Source organism: Gemmatimonadaceae bacterium, assembly GCA_020851035.1.
Taxonomy (GTDB): Bacteria; Gemmatimonadota; Gemmatimonadetes; order Gemmatimonadales; family Gemmatimonadaceae; genus JACMLX01.
In genome coordinates, this window is the sequence record JADZDM010000012.1 from 265,823 (window position 1) to 283,277 (window position 17,455).

Below are 17,455 nucleotides of genomic sequence, written 5' to 3' on the forward strand. Positions count from 1 at the left end.
CCGACAGACCCCACCTGCGTTGATCTCCGCTGACACCACCGCCGACTTCGATCCGTTCGCCGGACCCGCCATCACGCTGGGCGTGCCGTCCACCGAACCGCAGCGCGAGGTGTGGACGGCGTGCCAGATGGGGCGCGAGGGGTCGCTGGCCTTCAACGAGGCCGCGACGCTCCGCCTGCGGGGCGCGGTGCAGGTGGATGCGCTGTGCGCAGCGGTCGGCGCGCTGGTGGCGCGCCACGAGGCGCTGCGGTCCACGTTCAGCCGCGATGGCCTGACGATGCTCGTGGGCGAGGCGCGACGGGATGTCGTCACGGTGCTGGACCTGTCCACCCTGGACTCCGCGATCCGGCATGAGCGGCGCGTAGCGCTGCTGAAGAACGTGGTGACGGAGGAGTTCGACCTCGAGCTCGGGCCACTCGCGCGCTTCGTCGTGGTGCGCCTCTCCGATGTCGACGTCGAGCTGGTGATCGCGGCACACCACATCGTCTGCGACGGCTGGTCGTTCGGCGTGCTCGCCTCGGACCTGGCGGCGCTCTACAACGCGCAGCGGTCCGGCGCGCCCGCGTGCCTACCAGCGGCCGAAGCGTTCAGCGCGCATGCCCGCGACGCCGCGGCCGCCGCGGTGTCCGGCGCGCGCCGCGAGGACGAGGCGTACTGGCTGGCGCGGTTCAGCGGAACGCTCCCGGTGCTCGACCTCCCGGCCGATCGCGTGCATCCTGCCATGCGCACCTTCGGAGCCGGTCGCGAGGATCGCCTGATCCCCGCCGAGGTCGCGGGTGCGGTGCGTGCGGCCGGTGCGAGGGCCGGCAGCAGCGTGTTCGTCACGCTCCTCACTGCGTTCGCAACGCTCGTGCACCGGTTCAGCGGGCAGGACGACATCGTGATCGGCGTGCCGGCGGCAGGTCAGTCGGCCATGGCGAAACCCGGGCTCGTCGGGCACTGCGTCAACATGCTGCCGATCCGCATCGCTGCCGACCCGGCGCGACCTTTCGACCGGATGCTCGCCGAGGTGCGCAGCACCACGCTCGACGCCTTCGAGCACCAGGCGATGGGTTTCGGCAGCCTCCTTGCACGGCTGCCCATCCCGCGCGATCCGAGCCGGTCGCCACTGGTGTCGGTCATCTTCAACCTCGACCGCTCGCTCCCACCGTCCGCGATGCCCTTCGACGGGCTCGAGGCCGACCTGCGCACCGTGCCGCGCGCGTTCGAGAACTTCGAGCTGTTCCTGAACGCCATCGAGACCGACGGCGGCATTGCGCTGGAGTGCCAGTACAACACGGCGCTGTTCGACGCCACGACGATCCGGCGGTGGCTGGAAAGCTACGAGGTGCTGCTGCGCGGTGCGGCTGCGGCGCCGTCGTCTCCGACCGGCGACCTGCCGGTGCTCACGGCATCGGATGCGGCGATCCTCGATCGCTGCAACGACACCGCCATGGCGCTGCCCCCGGTCCGGCTGGTGCACCGGCTGGTCGAGGCGCAGGTCATGCAGACCCCGGCAGCCGTCGCCGTGACGTTCGAGGGGCAGTCGCTCTCGTATGCGGAACTCGACCGGCGCGCGAACCGCCTCGCCCATCACCTGCGCGCCGCCGGTGCCGGTCGCGACAGGCTCGTCGGCCTCTGCCTGGACCGGTCGCCCGACCTGCTCGTGGGACTGCTGGCGATCCTCAAGTGCGGCGCGGGCTATGTGCCACTCGACCCGAACTATCCGTCCGACCGCCTGCAGTTCATGGCGACCGACGCGGCCCTGTCGGCACTCGTGACCGAGACACACCTCGCCGGCGACCTGCACCGCCTGGCACCCGTCGTCGTGCGGATCGACGCCGATGCCGATGCGATCGCAGCGCGTCCCGCGACGCCGCTCGAGCCGTCGCCGTCCGATGCTGGCCCCGATGACACGGCCTATGTGATCTACACCTCCGGGTCGACCGGCCGGCCGAAGGGAGTGCTCGTTCCGCATCGTGCAGTGGTCAACCTGCTCGCCAGTGTGCGGCGCGAACCGGGGCTCAGCGCCAGCGACGTGATGCTGGCGATCACCACCCTGTCGTTCGACATCGCGGTGTCCGAGGTGCTGCTGCCGCTCACGGTCGGGGCGCGGATCGTGCTTGCGTCCCGCGAGACAGCCACCGACGGGAGCGCACTGCTGCAGCTCATCGAGGCCAGCGGCGTGACGGTGATCGACGCCACACCGGCCACCTACCGACTGCTCCTGGCCGACGGGTGGCGGGGGAGCGGGTCGCTGCGGCTGATCTGCACCGGCGAGGCGATGCCGCGCGACCTCGCGCAGGTGCTCACCGGCTGTGCCCGGGAAGTGTGGAACGGCTACGGTCCCACCGAGACCACCGTCTGGTCGACGTTCGCGAGGATCACGGCGCCGGTGGACCGCGTGCTGATCGGCCGGCCGGTTGCGAACACGCAGGTGCGCATCCTCGACGCACGGGGGCACCAGGTGCCCGTCGGCGTGCCGGGCGAGTTGCTCATCGCGGGGGAGGGGGTGAGCAGGGGGTACCTCAACCGCCCCGACCTGACGCGTGAGCGCTTCATCGCGATGCCGGAGACACCGGGTCGCTGCCGCTACCGGACGGGCGACCTGGTGCGACTGCTCGCCACCGGGGAACTGGAGTGCCTCGGGCGCAACGACAACCAGGTGAAGGTGCGCGGGTTCCGGATCGAACCCGGCGAGATCGAGAGCGTGATTGCCCAGTGGCCCGGCGTGGAGTCGGCGGTGGTCGTGGCACGTGAGGATCGCGAGGGTGACGTGCGCCTCGTCGCCTACGTCGTCGCGGCGGCGGAGCAGGTGGTCGCCGACGGCCTTCGCGCACACGTGCGCGCGGCGCTCCCCGAGTACATGATCCCGAACCTCTTCATCACCCTGCCGTCACTGCCGCTCACGCCGAGCGGCAAGGTGGACCGCAAGTCCCTGCCGGCGCCCGACGCCGCGGCGGACGTGGGGCACGAGCGCGCCTTCGTCGAGCCGCGCACGGCGTCGGAGGCCATCGTCGCGTCGCTCTGGGCGGATGCGCTCGGGCTCGACCGTGTGAGCGTGCACGACGACTTCTTCGCACTGGGGGGGCATTCGCTCCTCGCCTCGCAGGTGTTGTCACGCCTCCGCCGCGACCACGGCGTGCTGGTGCCCTTCCGGCAGGTGTTCGAGTCACCGACCGTGGAGGCATTCGCCGCCACGGTCGACGCGGTGCAGGCCACCGGCGACACGGCGTCGTCGCCTGCACACGACGCGATCCCGCATCGCGCGGGCGCGCAGGATGCGCCGCTCTCGGTGCTCCAGGAGCGGCTCTGGATGCTGGAGGAGTTGCAGCCGGGTCAGCGCGCGGCGCACGCGCACAGCGCGGCCTGGATACTCACCGGTGCACTCGACCTGGACCGGCTGCAGCGCGCGCTCTCCGCGCTGGCGCAGCGCCACGCGGTGTTGCGCACCAGCTTCCGGCTGGTGAACGGTGAGCGCCGGCAGGTGGTCGCCGCGACGGGTCGCCTCGTGCTCGGCATCCGCGACCTGTCGCACCTCGACGCAGCGACGCAGGACGCCGCGCTGCAGGCCTTCTTCCACGAGCAGCAGCACGCGCCGTTCGACGTGGGAACGGACCCGCTCTTCCGCGCCGTCGTCCTCCGCCTCGGGCCGTCGTCGCACATGCTCTACACGCTGCAGCACGGCATGATCTGGGATGGGTGGAGTTTCGACCTTTTCCTGCAGGACCTTGCCGGGTTGTACGCCGCCGACGAGGCGGGGCGCGCCACGGCGCTGGCACCGCTGCCGGTGACCTACGGAGACTTTGCCGCGTGGCAGTCGGGCTGGATGGACGGGGCGGAGGCGGCGCGGCAGGCTGCGTGGTGGCGAAGCCGGCTCGGTGGTGAGCTGCACGAGCTGGCACTGGCGACCGACCATGCACGACCGGCCGTGTCATCACACGGCGGCGCACAGGCCACCCTGGCGTTCACCGCCGGCGAGGCGGAACAGCTTCGTGCGCTGGCGCGGCGGCACGATGCCACTCTCTTCATGGTGGTGTTCGCGGCGTACAACGTGCTGCTGCATCGCTACTCGGGCCAGCGCGACCTGCTGGTCGGTTCGCCGGTGCGGGCGCGCACCCGGCCGGAGCTCGAGCCGGTGATCGGACCCTTTGTCAACACGGTGCTGCTCCGCACGCAGCTCGACCCGGCACAGCGGTTCACGGACGTGCTGGCAGCGGTGCGTGACGTCACGCTCGATGCGTTCAGCAACCAGGAGTTGCCGTTCGAGCGGCTCGACACGCGCGTGCCGCCGCTGCGGGTGCTGTTCTCCATGCAGGATGCCCGGGAACGGCCGGTGCGGATGGGCACGCTGGGGCTCGAGCAGTACCATGTCCCGCAGCACTTCGCGATGAACGACATGATGCTGTGGATGATGGAATCCCGGGAGAAGCTCATCGCGGTGCTGAACTACAGCACGGAGCTCTTCGAGCCGGCCAGCGCCGACCTGTTCCTGGCACAACTGCAGGCGTTGCTGCGCGGCATCATCGCGGCCCCCGATGCCACGATCCTCAGCTTCGACCTCTCATCGCCGGCACAGTCCGGCGAAGCCAGCGTGCCTGCGGTGCCCGCGCCGGCAGCGCGATCCGTCGTCGCGGCGATCCGCTGGTGGGCCAGCCAGGATCCGGCGCGTGTGGCAGTGCGCGATGGGCGGGAGTTCTGCACGTACGGTGAGCTCGTCGCGAGGGCGCAGCGGGTGGCCAGCCACCTCGCACACCGCGGGTACGGACCGGGCCGTGCCGTGGCGATCGCGGTCTCGCGGGGTATCGATCGCAGCGCCCTGCTCATCGGCGCGCTGTGGGCCGGATGCCCGGTGTTGTGCCTCGACGGCGACGACGCGTCGGAGAGCAGTGCAGCGGCCATGCAGCGCAGTGATGCGGTCGCCTGTATCGCCGAGGGAGAGCGGAGCGCCGGAGCGGGTGTCGCGGTCCTGCGTGCAGAGACGCTGCTGCATGCCGATGCGACGCCGGGCGAGCCCGATGATCGATCGGCGTGCGCCTCGGTGATCTCCGGTGCGCCGGACGACGACGGCACGGCCTACCCGGCACGCCGCACCCAGCACGACCTGGCACTGGCAGTGGCGGCTGCAGGTGAGGTGATGGGGCTGCAGCGCGACGACGTCGTGCTCGCGATGCTGCCGGCAGCAGCACCACTCGCGACGGTCGAGGTGTTCCTGCCGCTGGTGCACGGTGGTGCCCTCGTGTTCGCGTCGGACGACGCACGCGAGGAACCGCTCGACCTGGGTGACGAACTCGCTGAGGTGGCGGCGACGGTGATGTTCGCGACGGAAGACACCTGGCGGGGACTGCTCGAGACGACCTGGCAGGCGCCCGACCGCTTCGCCGCGCTGCTCGTTTCCGGTGGCCCAGCGGATGCGGCGCAGTTGCGTACGCTGGCCTCGCGAGCGAGCAGCGCATGGACCCTCCTCGCCGACGGCTCTGCGATGGGCCGGATCCTGCCCGGCGATGACACCAGCGTCGTCGAGCATGGGCTCGGCGGCGCGTTCCGTGTGGTCGATGGCTCGGGCGTCGCGGTGCCACGTGGCGTCCCTGGTGTGCTGCAGGGCACCGGCGGCGCGGCAGAGGCGCAGCCCTCGTGGCGCGCCCGCCACACGGCGGGTGGCCGCGTGCATCTGCTCGCGGCTGACGCCGACTGGATCTGGATGGAGGGTGTGCAAGTCCGCGCCGCAGCCGTCGAGCGAGCGATCGCGGGCCATGCCGCCGTGGCCGACGCGGCGGTGGCGGTCCACCGTGATGCCCGCGGCAACCGACGCCTCGTGGGGTACGTCGTCCCGGTGCCGGGCAGGCACGTCACCGAGACCGAGCTCCGGGCTGCGGTTCGTGCGCGACTCCCGCGCCGCTGCATCCCGCACCGGTTCGCCGAGGTCGCGGCGATCCCGCGCCGCGTCGACGGACGGGTGATCCGTGACGCGCTCGGCTCACCGTTCGCACCATCGGCGACGGATCATGCGTCGGGCGCCCCACGTACCGCCACCGAGGTGCTGCTCGCGTCGCAGTGGCGCGCCGTGCTCGAGCTGGAGCAGGTCGCGGTCGGTGACAACTTCTTTCACCTGGGTGGCACGTCGCTGCTCTGCTTCCGTGTGATCGAGCAGGTGCGCAGGGCCACGGGGCGGGTGCTCAATCCGCGTTCGCTCCTCGTCGGCACGCTCGGGCAGGTGGCCGCCGAACTCGATCGCGACGCACCCACGCCTGCCGACGCACCTGCCCCCGTCGGTGGCGTGCTCTCACGGATCCGGGAGCTGGCCCGCGGCATCGGCGACTGACCGCGGCTGCGTTCGCGCGTCAGGGCACCGGTGGCGCGAGCGTTTCCAGGAAGAAGGCTCGGAGTCGCGATGCGACGCTGGTGTCGGCCGCGATGTAGCCGCCGTGACTGGCCGCCGGCACCACCCAGAGCTGCTTGGGCTCCCCGGCAGCGGCGTGCACGGCGCGCGTCAGCGGCGGGGGAACGGTGACATCCCGGAGGCCGGTGATGAAGACGATCGGGCGGGGGGCGATCCCGGCGACGATGTCCACCACGCGGTCCGGCCGGCGCGCGAGGCCGGCGAGCCTGGCGCCGAGCACCGCCCCCCACTGCGCGGCGAGCCCGGAGCGCTGGTACTCGGCCAGCGTCTGTGACCGGGGCTCGTCGAACGCACCTTCCACCACGAAACCCGCGACACGCATATCGCTGGCCCCTTCCAGCAGCGACGCCCAACTGCCGAGCGAGAATCCCAGGATCCCGATGCGGCCCGGGCGTACATCCGGGCGACTCGCGACGAAATCGACGGCGCCACGGACGGCAGCGCGCTCCGCGTCGCCCACGCCGATCGTGCCGTCGCTCTCGCCGCAGCCCGGCCAATCGAAGACCAGCACACCAAGGCCGCCAGCCACGAGCGCACGGGCCTCGTTCAGCATGCCGGTCCTGTCCGTGCCGCTCCCCCCCGCGAGGATCACGGCTGCCCCGGTGCGCGACGGCACGTACCAGCCCCGCAGCGTGGTCCCGCTCGCGCCGGCGAACTGCACGTCCTGCACCCCGGGAAGCGACCCGTCCCGCGGCCGTTGCGGGCGCGAGCGTGGTGCATGGAAGTTATTGTACTCGTATCGCGCGCTATGGACCCCGCGCGCGAGTTGCCAGCTCACGAGCAGGACGACGATGACGAGTACGAGACGCCCCAGGAGCTTCATGCCGGGAATCGCGGTGCGGTGGTGCGGTCGCGCGACGACGTGGCGCGCGCGGGTCGCGTGACCACGGCTGGAAGATACGGCGCGGTGCGGCGGGTGTCCGGCGGGGAGCGATGACCAGCCCGGCCGCCCTCGCGGATGACGTGCGTCGGTTTCGCCGGCTCCCGGTGCCGGCGCCGTTCGCGGAGTACGGCGCTGCGGCGTGTGTCGCGCTGGCCGAGGTGTCCGCGGCGGCCAGCGGCACGGGCGAGGTGGAGATGTCCCACGCCGTCCTCGCGGCCTCGTTGGACAGGGCGGTGCGGTCCCGGATCCGGTCGCACCTGGCCGGCCGCCACTGCGCAGGCACGGCCATCGCGGCACTCACCGGTGCCGACGCCGCTGTCACGATTCCGATCGGACCGCTCGGCGCTCCGGTGTGGCCGGCGGGGCTGGTCGGGTCGATCACGCATGGGGGCCCACTTGCCGCCGCGGTGGTGGCGCCGGACAGCAGGTGGCGGGGAATCGGCATCGACTGCGAGCGACTCCTGCCCGACGCCGAGTCGGACGACATCGTCGGGCTCGTGTTCCCCGAAGCGGCAGCCACGCGCGTCCTGAGCGCGGGTGTGCCCGCGAGTCGTGGCAGACTCGTCTCGGTGGCCTTCTCCGCGAAGGAGAGCCTCTACAAGTGCCTCGCACCGCTGGCGGGGCAGTTCTTCGACTTCACGGCGGCACGGGTCGAGGAGATCGACTTCGAGCGCGGCACGGTGCGGCTGCTGGTGACGGAGCCGGTCGGCGGACCCATCGCACCCGGGCTGTTGCTCACGGCGCGCTTCCGCGTCGATCAGGATCATGTCTACTCGGCCGTCGGTCTCCCCGTCCTCGACCACACTCCCGGCGCCAGCGCGCCACCCGGGTGAGTGGCAGCCACGCCCCGTGATGATTCCCGCCCGGGCCGTCCCGCACACCGTCCCGACGTTCTTCGGCAGTGCGGAGCGTCGGCTCTTCGGCCTGTATCACGCGCCATCCGGCGACACGGTCCGCGCAGCTGGTGTCGTGTTGTGCCATCCGGCGCCGCAGGAGTACAGCCAGACCTACTGGGCGTTCAACAAGCTGGCGGGTATGTTGGCGTCCGCCGGCTTCCACGTGTTGCGCTTCGACTACGGCGGCACCGGTGACTCGTCGGGTGAGTCGGCCGACGCGCGGCTGGCCCAGTGGGTGGGTGACATCGGTACCGCGGTGCAGGAGCTGCGTGACCTCGCGGGCGTCCGGCGCATCTCACTCGTCGGCATGCGCGTCGGTGCGGCACTGGCGGCGCGTGCGACGGCTGCAGGCGTGCGCGTTCGTGACCTTGTGCTGTGGGAGCCGGTGGTCTCGGGCCCGGCGTACCTGGCGGAGCTGGACGCCGTCGAGGATCGCCGTCTGGGGCTGCTCAACTATCCCGAACCCGACACGCGCCTGGACGATGAGCTGATGGGCTATGCGTTCCCCCACGCCATGCGTCGCGAGACCGCTGCCATCGACCTCACGACGGAGTCGGTCGGTCGTGCCGACCGGCTGCTCATCGTCGGCGCGCTCGACGTCCCGTCGTGGGCCACGATCGCGGCCCGGTCGGCGGCGGCGGGCATCGCTGCCACCGTGACCCGTGTCCCGGATCCCGTGCTCTATGCAGGTGTCGGCCATCCGTCGGACACGATCCTGCCACACGAGGCGCCGCTGGCGATCACGGCGTTCCTTGCCCGGGCGAACGCATGACCGAACGTGCGGTGGCGTTCGGGCCGCGCAATGGGCTCATCGGAGTGCTCACGGAACCACAGGTGCCGGCGGCCGGCGTGCGGCGTGCGGTGATCATGTCGAACATCGGCATGCATCACCGGGTCGGGCCGTTCCGCCTGTACGTCGAGCTGGCACGACGGCTGGCGGCCAGCGGGCTGCATGTGCTGCGCTTCGACCTGTCCGGCATGGGCGACAGCCTGCTGCGCACGGATGTCGTGACCACGGCCGAGCGCGCCGCGGCTGACCTGGCGGATGCGATGGACTGGCTGCAGCGGGAATGTGGGGTGGGGGAGTTCCTGCTGGTGGGCCTGTGCTCGGGCGTGGACAGTACGCACGCTGCCGCGGCCCGGGACGAGCGCGTGGTGGGGGCGGTGTTCATCGACGGGTATTCGTATCCCACGCCCGGCTATCGCATCCGCCACCTGACACGCCGACCCCTGCAGGCCGGCCGCTGGGTGCGATTCGGGCAGCGCCTGCTCCGGGGCGAGCGCCGCACGGCGCGCGCGTCGGACAACGCGACGGTCTTCGCGCGCGAGACACCGGACCGGCCGCAGTTCGCACGCGATGTCGGCGCCATGACGGCGCGCGGTGCGCGGCTGCTCTTCATCTACACTGGTGGCGTGTACCACCGCTTCAACTCCCCGCGCCAGGTGCACGAGATGCTCGCCGGCGCGGTCCGCCTCGATCGCATCGAGGTGGACCTCATGCGCGACGCCGATCACGTGTTCTCGCGCACGGAGCAGCGTCGCGCGCTCTACGACCGGGTGGTCGGCTGGGCGGCGTCGATCGGGGGCTGAGCGCCCGCGGGGATCCGGCCGGTCAGGGCGTGATGACGAGCGTGCTCACGCTCATCGACGGCATGCTGTAGTCCACCGTCGAGCCGGTGATCGTGGGCGCCGCTGCCGCGCGCGTCGGGGAAGGCGAACCGTGCATCATCACCCACGCGCCGGCGGAGCCGGGCGTGAAGCCGCCGGCGATGCCGATGTGCGCGACGCGCGTCGTGGAGGTCTTGTTGATCGCCACCACCACCAGCCGCCCGCTCGCATCGCGGCTTGCGTAGACCGAGCTCGCCGCCACGTCCGATGACCGTGCTTGCACCCCCGTGTCGCCGAACCGGCCGCCGGAGCCGTCGTAGTTCAGGAACATGCGGAAGGCGCCGAAGACGTACGCGTACGCCTTGCGCCCATCGCCATTCCACGGTGCCGCCCAGACCTGAGCCTGCGGCCAGAGTGCCGCGGCGAACAGCCCCTCGCGCCCGAACACGCCCAGCGCGTCGGCCTGCGCCACGCCGCCGGAGATGTCGCCCCCGCGGCCGTAGTAGTACTCCGTGATGGCCAGCTTCGTCCCGGGATAGTGCGCCGCCACCTGCGCCCGCAGCCGCGGGAGGAGGCGGATCGGTCCGCCCGTCACGCCGGACACCCAGCTCCCCTCGTCGTACGTCGGGTCCCAGAGCGAACGCGGCGCCTGCACACGCTTCTGGATCATCGCCGCATCCTGCACGGCGTAGTCGTTCCCGATCTCGCCGTTGCTGGTGCCGCTCGCCCCGTACCAGTGCAGGTCGAGCACGTCCAGCAGTCGCCTGCCGCCCGCAGTGTGGGCGGCGCGCATGCGGTCCAGGTACACGTCGAAGAAGTTCTGCGCGCCGAACTGCGGATCGGGCGAGGGATACCGGCCGGCCGTCACGACGCCGGCGTAGGTGGCGACGGCGGGGCCGAACACCAGCGCCTCCGGCAGCACGGCCTTGATGGCGCGGGCATAGGCAATGCTCGTGTCGCTCAGGCCGGCGAACGACTGCAGTCGCGGCGAGGCGGCGCGATCGCCGCTGTCACTCTGGATCTGCTTGTGCGTGGAGTGCCAGATGTCCGGTTCGTTGTCCAGGGTGAAGAAGACCGGTGCCGTGGCATGCGTCTCGCGCCCGGGAAACGTCCGGCTGAACCAGTGCACGAACTCGTCCTGGTACACCACGCCATCGCGCGTGTCCGGTGCCACGGAGAACGCGGCCCCCTTCGCCGCGCGGCTCGGCAGGAAGTGGCGGGAGAGCCGTGTGGCACGTGTCGCGTCGGCGGTGTCGAGTGGCTCCCCGTTGGCGTTGCCTGCGACGTGGCCGAGCATCGGCACCGTCGCCATGAAGGCCTGCCCACGCGCGAACGAGGGTGCGGCGCGCGTCCGGACGGCCTCACCGGGCGTGCCGCTCGCGCTCAGGAACTCGTCATTCTGGAAGCGGTAGTCACGGCCGGCGTTGCTGTGGTTCGTCTCCCAGTTCCAGGCCGTGAGCCGGTTGCCGCCGAACCGGTTCAGCGTCATCTCGGGCGGCGGCGTCGCGCCTCCATAGGCGCTGGGGTCGTCGATGAAGTTGCCACCGTAGATGAACCGGGAGATCGCGAACGTCACCGCGGGATCGATCGTGAAGGTGACATCGGCGCCGACGGGCTCACCGACGCCGGTGCTCCGGTCGGGTGACGCGCCGCCACAACCGATCAGCAGCGCGATCGAGAACCCGAGTGCGCGGCGGATCAACTTGCCGGACGAAGAGGCGAACTGGAGCATGTCGTGAATTTAGTGTCGGGAGGGCCAGGAAAGATCCGGTACCCGGGCCCACGCATGTACCTTGGATCGATCATGTCGGCAATCCGCGCACTGACGCTTGGGCTCGCGCTGCATGCCCTCACCGCCGCCGCTGCAGCGCAGGGCAGCCGGACGGCAGCGTCCGTTCCCATTCGTACGGCAGCATCGGTGCCAGCGATGCCGGCCCGGGCCGCCGCCGAGACGGTGGGCCGCGATGCGCGCCGTATGAACTCGCTCACCGGTACAGGGCCATGGACGTTCTGTGGCGCGCTGGGCGCAAGCTGCCAGTTCGCCGGCCGCCGGGACGTCCGCCTGGTGAGCGGTGAAACCGTCGTGCTGCGCGGGGAGGTATTCGGACAGCTGCGGTGCGCCGTCGACGCCTTCGGTGCCCCGGACATGACTCCACCGGCTGGCGCCAGATGCGAGTACGGCCCACTCGCGCTCCGCACGCTCGCCAACCCGCGTCCCGCCGGCTCACCGCTGCCGGCGACCGTCCAGGTGGCGCTCGGCGCGACCGGGTGGGGCAGTGGCCGGTCGCGCCGCGGAGACACCGACTCACCGCTCAGCGTCGGCGAAGGCATCTTCCGGACGAGCTGCCAGCTCGCGGGGATCCAGTTCAGTGATCCCGTCGGCAATCCGGCGCGCGTCGGTCCGGTTCCGCTGTCGGTCTTCTTCGGCAACACGGCGTTCGCCGCAGCCACCGTCACCCCTGCGGCCAGGACGACCGGGAACTCCACCTGTCGCGGCGGCACGCTGGATCGCTCGGCGTACTACCTGCCGGCGGTGGTGGACACACAGTCCGGGGAAGTGCAGGTGCCGGGAGACGGCGTGTTCCACCTCGGCACCGGGCTCAACGTCGATCCGGCGTCCCTGCATGCCGTCCCGCGAGGCCTGGTGATGCTCGCGGGGGACATGACGGCGCGCCGCCTGCAGCGCTACATCACCGAGTGGACCTGCCGCACCCGGTGGGTGCAGAACGACGGGACGATTCCCGCCTGTCCGGTGGGTGATGCCGTGCGCCTCTCGGTCCATTTCCCGCAGTGCTGGGACGGCGTGCACCTGGACTCCCCCAACCATCGCAGCCACATGGCGTATGCGGTGTATCTCGGCGGGCCGCAGCGCAGCAGCTGTCCTTCCACGCACCCGGTGGTGCTGCCCCAGCTCACGCAGGTCGTGGAATACGAGGTGCGCGCCGGGGCATCGCCACACAACTGGCGCCTCGCCACCGACAACTACCCGCGAAGCACCCGCGGCGGCCTGTCCGCGCACGCGTACTGGGTGAACGGCTGGGATCCGGCCACGATGAACGCGATCGTCTCCGAGTGCCTCGTCCGCGGCGTGGATTGCGGACTGGGGCTCATCGGGCGCGGCGTCGAACTGTTCTGACCAGCGTGGCCGGGGCACAGACGCCGCGGCACTCAGTCAGCGGCCAGCCCGTCCTCGTGCACGCGCCGTTCCTCGGCCAGTCCCAGCACGCGCCGCATCCCGTTGTCGAACCGGGGCGTGGAGAATCGCTGGGCATTGCTCCGGCAGGCCTCGGCGGTGATCTCACGCTCGTGGGCGTAGAAGTCGTCCAGCGCACGCACGATCGCGTTCGGGGTCTGCGCCCCGAAGAAGACGCCGGTGGGTCGCTCGTGGTCGAGGCCCCGGATCGTCTCGGTGGCCGCACCGCGCCCGAACGCGATCACCGGCGTGCCGCACGACTGCGCCTCCAGCGGCGTGATCCCGAAGTCCTCCTCGGCCGCGAAGAGGAACGCGCGCGATGACTGCAGGTGGCGGCGCAGCTCGGGCAGCGGCAGCCGGCCGGTGAAGTGCACGTTCGGTGGCGCGCCGGCGGCGATGGCCGCGCGCCCCGGGCCGTCGCCGATCACGATCAGGCGCTCGTTCGGGCGCAGCCGGAAGGCCTCCACCAGCAGGTCGATGCGCTTGTACTGCACGATGCGGCCGGCGGTGACGAAGTTCGTCGAGCGCGGCTCGGCATTCAGCGTGAACCCCTCGGTGTCCACGGGCGGGTGCACGACGACGCTCTCGCGACCGTAGCATCGCTTGATCCGGGCCGAGATGTAGGCGGAATTCGCGACGAACTCCGTCACGCCGGCGGCGCTGCGCCGGTCCCAGTCCCGCAGCTGCGACAGCACCTGCCGCGCCGCCCATGCCTTCGGGCCGCGGAAGCCGCTGGTGTCGAGGTAGGCACTCTCCAGGTCCCACGCGTACCGCATCGGCGTATGGCAGTAGCAGACGTGTCGCGTGCCCTTCGGCACCGTGATGCCCTTCGCCACCGCATGCGAGCTCGAGACGATCAGGTCGTAGCCGGTGAAGTCCCACGCCTTGATGGCCATCGGCATCAGCGGCAGCAGCATCCGGTACTTCTCGGCCAGCCGCGGCATGTGTTGCAGCGCGGTGGTGTGCGGCTTCCGGCCGAGCAGCCCGCCGCGGTACTCCTCGGGCAGCACGTCGATGGTCGAGAAGAGCTCCGCCTCCGGCAGCAGCGTGAGGAGCCGCTCCAGCACGCACTCGGCGCCGGCCCACGTCGTCAGCCAGTCATGGATGATGGCAACGCGCATCAGGCGAGGCACCGGTCGAGGTGCGCGAGCACCTGCGCGGCGGCGCGCTGTGGAGCGTGGGTCATGTCGACAAAGGTCAAAGACGGCAGGCCGTCGGGAAAGGCCGCGATTCCGGAGGCATCCGGGTTGTTGAGCACCACGGTCGGACGGCCGTGGCCCAGGGCGAGGTGGGCGACCACCGACTCGACTCCGATGGCCGCCCGCGCCTGGCCGGCCAGCGTGACGAGCTCCGCGAACGACGTCCGCCCCATCGCGTCGATGACGCGATCGCCCGGCAGCAGCGCCCGCAGCCAGGCGAACCGTTCGCGGTCGCCCGCGCTGCCGGCCAGCACCACTGGCGCGCGCTCCGCCAGTGCCGGCAGCAAGGCGCTCCACAGCGCGGGCGGCGCCTCCTTCACCGTGCTGCGGCTGCCAGGCTGCACGATGATCGGCGCGTCGCTGGTGAGGGTACCGCCGGCGGGAAGCACCGGCCCCGCATACGTCGCCGGCGGCAGGCCCAGCACGTCGAGCACATGCAGCCAGTTCTGCCCCAGCGATGCGCCGGGCGCATACGGAATCAGCGCATGGTACTGCCAGCTCCGGCCGCGCAGGCCGAAGCCCACGCGCAGCGGTGCGCCGCTGTCGATGGCGAGGCCGATGGTGTTCGGCGACGTACAACGGATATCGAGGTACACTGCCGGCTGCAGGGCCCGGAGGGCGGCGGCGGCGCTGGCGTGTGTCTCCTGTTCCAGGCGGAGCCGCGCGGGCCACGAGCGGCCGGACGGCTGCAGCCAGGCCGCGTCGTACGTCACGAGCTCGTGCACGTATCCGTGCGCCACCAGCCAGCGCGCGACGTCGTTCGCCCACGAGCCGTGCACCAGCACCAACCGCGCATCCGGCAGGCGGTCACGCAGCGCGCGGAAGAGTGCGGTCGCCTGCACCAGGTCACCGAAATGGTCCGGCTTGGCGATGACGATCGTGGCCTGGGAGAGGTCGGGCACGGCGCGGGGACCCGCCGGCGCGCTCACCAGTCGCCGTCCCTGGTCCACCAGGGCCAGTCCCGTCACCAGCGGCGCAGGGTACCACGTCGGGAGCAGGTACTGGCGGCCGAGAATCTCGACCAGCTGTGGCCGGCTCATCGACACCACTGCGCCAGGACAGGCGCAGCAGGGAAGGACAGATGAGGTCGGTGCTCCGTGAACATCCAGAAAACTACTGGGTTCGGGATGGTGCATCCAGCGCCCGCGGCACGGGAACGCCGCCTGGGTCAGCCGCCACGGTTCGAGACCGCGCCGGCGGGCGTGAGGATGAAGTGCGCCGTGCAGGGCAGCAGCCGGGTCAGGACCGGCAGCGCGCCGAGCACCGTGAAGTAGAGGGTCGCCCCGCGGCCACGGTGCCGGATGCTGGTCGAGTAGCGGACCTCGCAGTGCAGCCCCTGCCGTGCCGCCGCGGCACGCACGTCGCCAGGCTTCAGCACATGCTCGGGCACGTCCACGCGCTTGCGGTTCACGCGTCGCTCGGCCGCGCGGTGAAGCCATCGCGGCGCCGTCGGTTCATACAGCCAGAGGCAGTGGCCGCGCGGCGTCAGGACCCGGCCGACCTCACGCAGCGCGGCATCGTGGTCCACGAAATGGTGCGCAGCGGCGAAGCAGAACAGCAGGTCCACGCTGGCATCGTCGAACGGCAGGGCCTGTGCGGGCGCCGCATGCGCCGCGTCGAGGCGGCAGGCGAACACACGCTCCCAGATGCCGCGGCCAGCGATCGCCTCCGGCACGGCGTCAGTGAGCGCCACGCTGGCGGCCGGGAATCGGCGCTTCACCAGGCATGACGCCCACCCCTGGCCGCCTCCCACTTCCACGATCCGGCGCGCCCCGGCGAAGAGTGGCGTGAACTCGTGCACGAGGTCGAAGAAGATGGCCGCATCCTGCGTCTTGTTGACGAGGTTCTCGAGCGTGTCCGCGCCAGGCTTCTCGAACGGGTCGGCGCCCCAGAACGTCGCCTCGCTCGCGATCTGGGCCCGCACGTCGTCACGCACCGGCGGCGTTTTCCGGGGATCGGCCGTGCCGGCCTCCATCGCCGTCACGCCATCGCCGCCGCAGTCGCGGCATCGCGTTCCTCGCGCAGCCGCACCCCGACGACCATCCCGCAGAACGCCCAGATGAACAGCACCGTCATGCTCGGGAAGGTGAAGAGTCCCAGCGCCACTGCGGCGAGCCCGGCCCGGAAGGCCAGGCCCGGGGCGCCGGCGGCTTGCGTCCATACCCGCTTCGCGAAGGTCAGCACCAGGGCCAGCCCCACCACCCCGGTCTCGGCGAGGATCTCGACCCAGGGGTTGTTCGCGATCGGCTTCACCGGCCGCGCACGGTCGAAGAAGTCGGTGAGCTGGTATGGACGGTAATTGAAGCCGTAGTGGGACAATCCAACGCCCATCAGGGGATGGTCCGCCGACATCCGCAGTCCCGCGACCGCGAGGTCGAGCCGGTCCAGCTTCGACCCGAACTCCTCGGTGGACAGCTTCGCGATGAAGAACTCCGAGACGTATCCCGTCGCCACCAGGATCGCCACGACGATGCCCGCTGCCGCGAGGAAGAGCGCGAGGGCATAGAACTTCCCGCGCGGGTCGCGGTCCTGCGCGCCGACGCCCATCGCGTAGATGCACCCGAACAGCGCCAGCGCAACCACGTTGGCAGTGGAGAAGGTGATGAACACCGTCGTGGCCAGGAACACCGCCGTCCAGCGCCAGCGCATCCAGAGTGCCACGGCCAGCGAGGTCAGGAGGTACATCGCGAAGTAGTTCCCCTCCTCGAACGTCCCGCCGCGGAACAGTTCACGCCCGGCGATGTTGATGATCTGCGGACTCACCATCCCCGGCAGGAGCGGTGCCGGCAGCCCGAACACCGACGACAGCAGCAGCAACCAGCCGTAGATGGCGGCCGTGATCGCGCCCACGCACCACCAGCGCCCCACCCGCCGCGCGTCCTCGTAGGTCGCCGTCGCGACGAGGGCGAAGGCGAAGAGCGCCACCAGCCAGTACGCCACCTTGATCACCGCGTCACCCACCGGGCCGACGCGCGCCTCGAACCCCTCGGTCGTGAACGAGTCGAGCGGGACCGCGAGACGGATCGCCAGCACTGCCGTGGCCCACGCCAGCATCGCGAGGACCGGCCGGGCGTACCGTGCCAGCCCCGGCGCCAGCACCGCGCGCCCCTCCCACAACATCAGCGCACCGCAGATGCACAGCACCAGTTCGTAGATCTTCACCGGGAACACGATGCGCAGCGTCATCGCGTAGGTGAACGGCAGTGTGCCCACCACCAGCAGCGTGGCAAGGTGGCGCACCGATGCCGTGCTCGGCGAGGCCAGCCGGCGCTCCTGGATGGCGATCGCCGACATGGG

11 protein-coding genes are annotated in these 17,455 nt (G+C 71.2%); 5 read left to right on the plus strand and 6 right to left on the minus strand.

Annotation, left to right across the window (positions count from 1 at the left end; translation table 11 throughout):
- Positions 1-19 precede the first annotated feature (19 nt).
- Positions 20-6,301, plus strand: coding sequence for an amino acid adenylation domain-containing protein (locus IT355_10145; protein ID MCC7053620.1), 6,282 nt, complete (start codon positions 20-22; stop codon positions 6,299-6,301).
- A gap of 19 nt (positions 6,302-6,320) precedes the next feature.
- Here the strand turns inward: IT355_10145 and IT355_10150 are convergent, their stop codons facing one another.
- Positions 6,321-7,202: a hypothetical protein gene (locus IT355_10150; protein MCC7053621.1), complete on the minus strand. Its 882-nt coding sequence runs from the start codon at positions 7,200-7,202 to the stop codon at positions 6,321-6,323.
- A gap of 110 nt (positions 7,203-7,312) precedes the next feature.
- Here IT355_10150 and IT355_10155 point away from each other — a divergent pair, with 110 nt between their 5' ends.
- From IT355_10155 to IT355_10165, 3 genes are read left to right on the plus strand one after another with little or no spacing between them, the layout of a single operon-like run.
- Positions 7,313-8,095: a 4'-phosphopantetheinyl transferase superfamily protein gene (locus tag IT355_10155; GenBank protein ID MCC7053622.1), complete on the plus strand. Its 783-nt coding sequence runs from the start codon at positions 7,313-7,315 to the stop codon at positions 8,093-8,095.
- A gap of 16 nt (positions 8,096-8,111) precedes the next feature.
- Positions 8,112-8,930: an alpha/beta fold hydrolase gene (locus IT355_10160; protein MCC7053623.1), complete on the plus strand. Its 819-nt coding sequence runs from the start codon at positions 8,112-8,114 to the stop codon at positions 8,928-8,930.
- On the plus strand, positions 8,927-9,748 hold the full coding sequence (locus tag IT355_10165) for an alpha/beta fold hydrolase (protein ID MCC7053624.1): 822 nt from the start codon (positions 8,927-8,929) through the stop codon (positions 9,746-9,748). Before IT355_10160 ends, IT355_10165 begins: the two co-directional genes overlap by 4 nt.
- 22 nt (positions 9,749-9,770) lie before the next feature.
- On the opposite strand, the gene IT355_10170 is transcribed toward IT355_10165, so the two are convergent.
- Positions 9,771-11,498: a hypothetical protein gene (locus tag IT355_10170; protein MCC7053625.1), complete on the minus strand. Its 1,728-nt coding sequence runs from the start codon at positions 11,496-11,498 to the stop codon at positions 9,771-9,773.
- 72 nt (positions 11,499-11,570) lie between these two features.
- On the opposite strand from IT355_10170, the gene IT355_10175 reads away from it, so the two are divergent.
- Positions 11,571-12,902 carry a DUF1996 domain-containing protein gene (locus tag IT355_10175; protein ID MCC7053626.1) on the plus strand — a complete coding sequence of 444 codons (1,332 nt, stop codon included), beginning with the start codon at positions 11,571-11,573 and terminating at the stop codon, positions 12,900-12,902.
- Between the two features lie 32 nt (positions 12,903-12,934).
- On the opposite strand, the gene IT355_10180 is transcribed toward IT355_10175, so the two are convergent.
- The 4 genes from IT355_10180 to IT355_10195 all read right to left on the minus strand — a co-directional run bounded on the left by IT355_10180 (position 12,935) and on the right by IT355_10195 (position 17,452).
- Positions 12,935-13,735: a glycosyltransferase gene (locus IT355_10180; GenBank protein MCC7053627.1), complete on the minus strand. Its 801-nt coding sequence runs from the start codon at positions 13,733-13,735 to the stop codon at positions 12,935-12,937.
- A 344-nt stretch (positions 13,736-14,079) separates the two neighbouring features.
- Positions 14,080-15,198: a hypothetical protein gene (locus IT355_10185; protein MCC7053628.1), complete on the minus strand. Its 1,119-nt coding sequence runs from the start codon at positions 15,196-15,198 to the stop codon at positions 14,080-14,082.
- A gap of 128 nt (positions 15,199-15,326) precedes the next feature.
- Positions 15,327-16,142, minus strand: a complete 816-nt coding sequence (locus tag IT355_10190) for a class I SAM-dependent methyltransferase (protein ID MCC7053629.1) — start codon at positions 16,140-16,142, stop codon at positions 15,327-15,329.
- The gene (locus IT355_10195) at positions 16,139-17,452 is read right to left on the minus strand and encodes an O-antigen ligase family protein (GenBank protein MCC7053630.1); all 1,314 of its coding nucleotides are present in this window, start codon (positions 17,450-17,452) and stop codon (positions 16,139-16,141) included. Before IT355_10195 ends, IT355_10190 begins: the two co-directional genes overlap by 4 nt.
- Between the last annotated feature and the right edge of the window lie 3 nt (positions 17,453-17,455).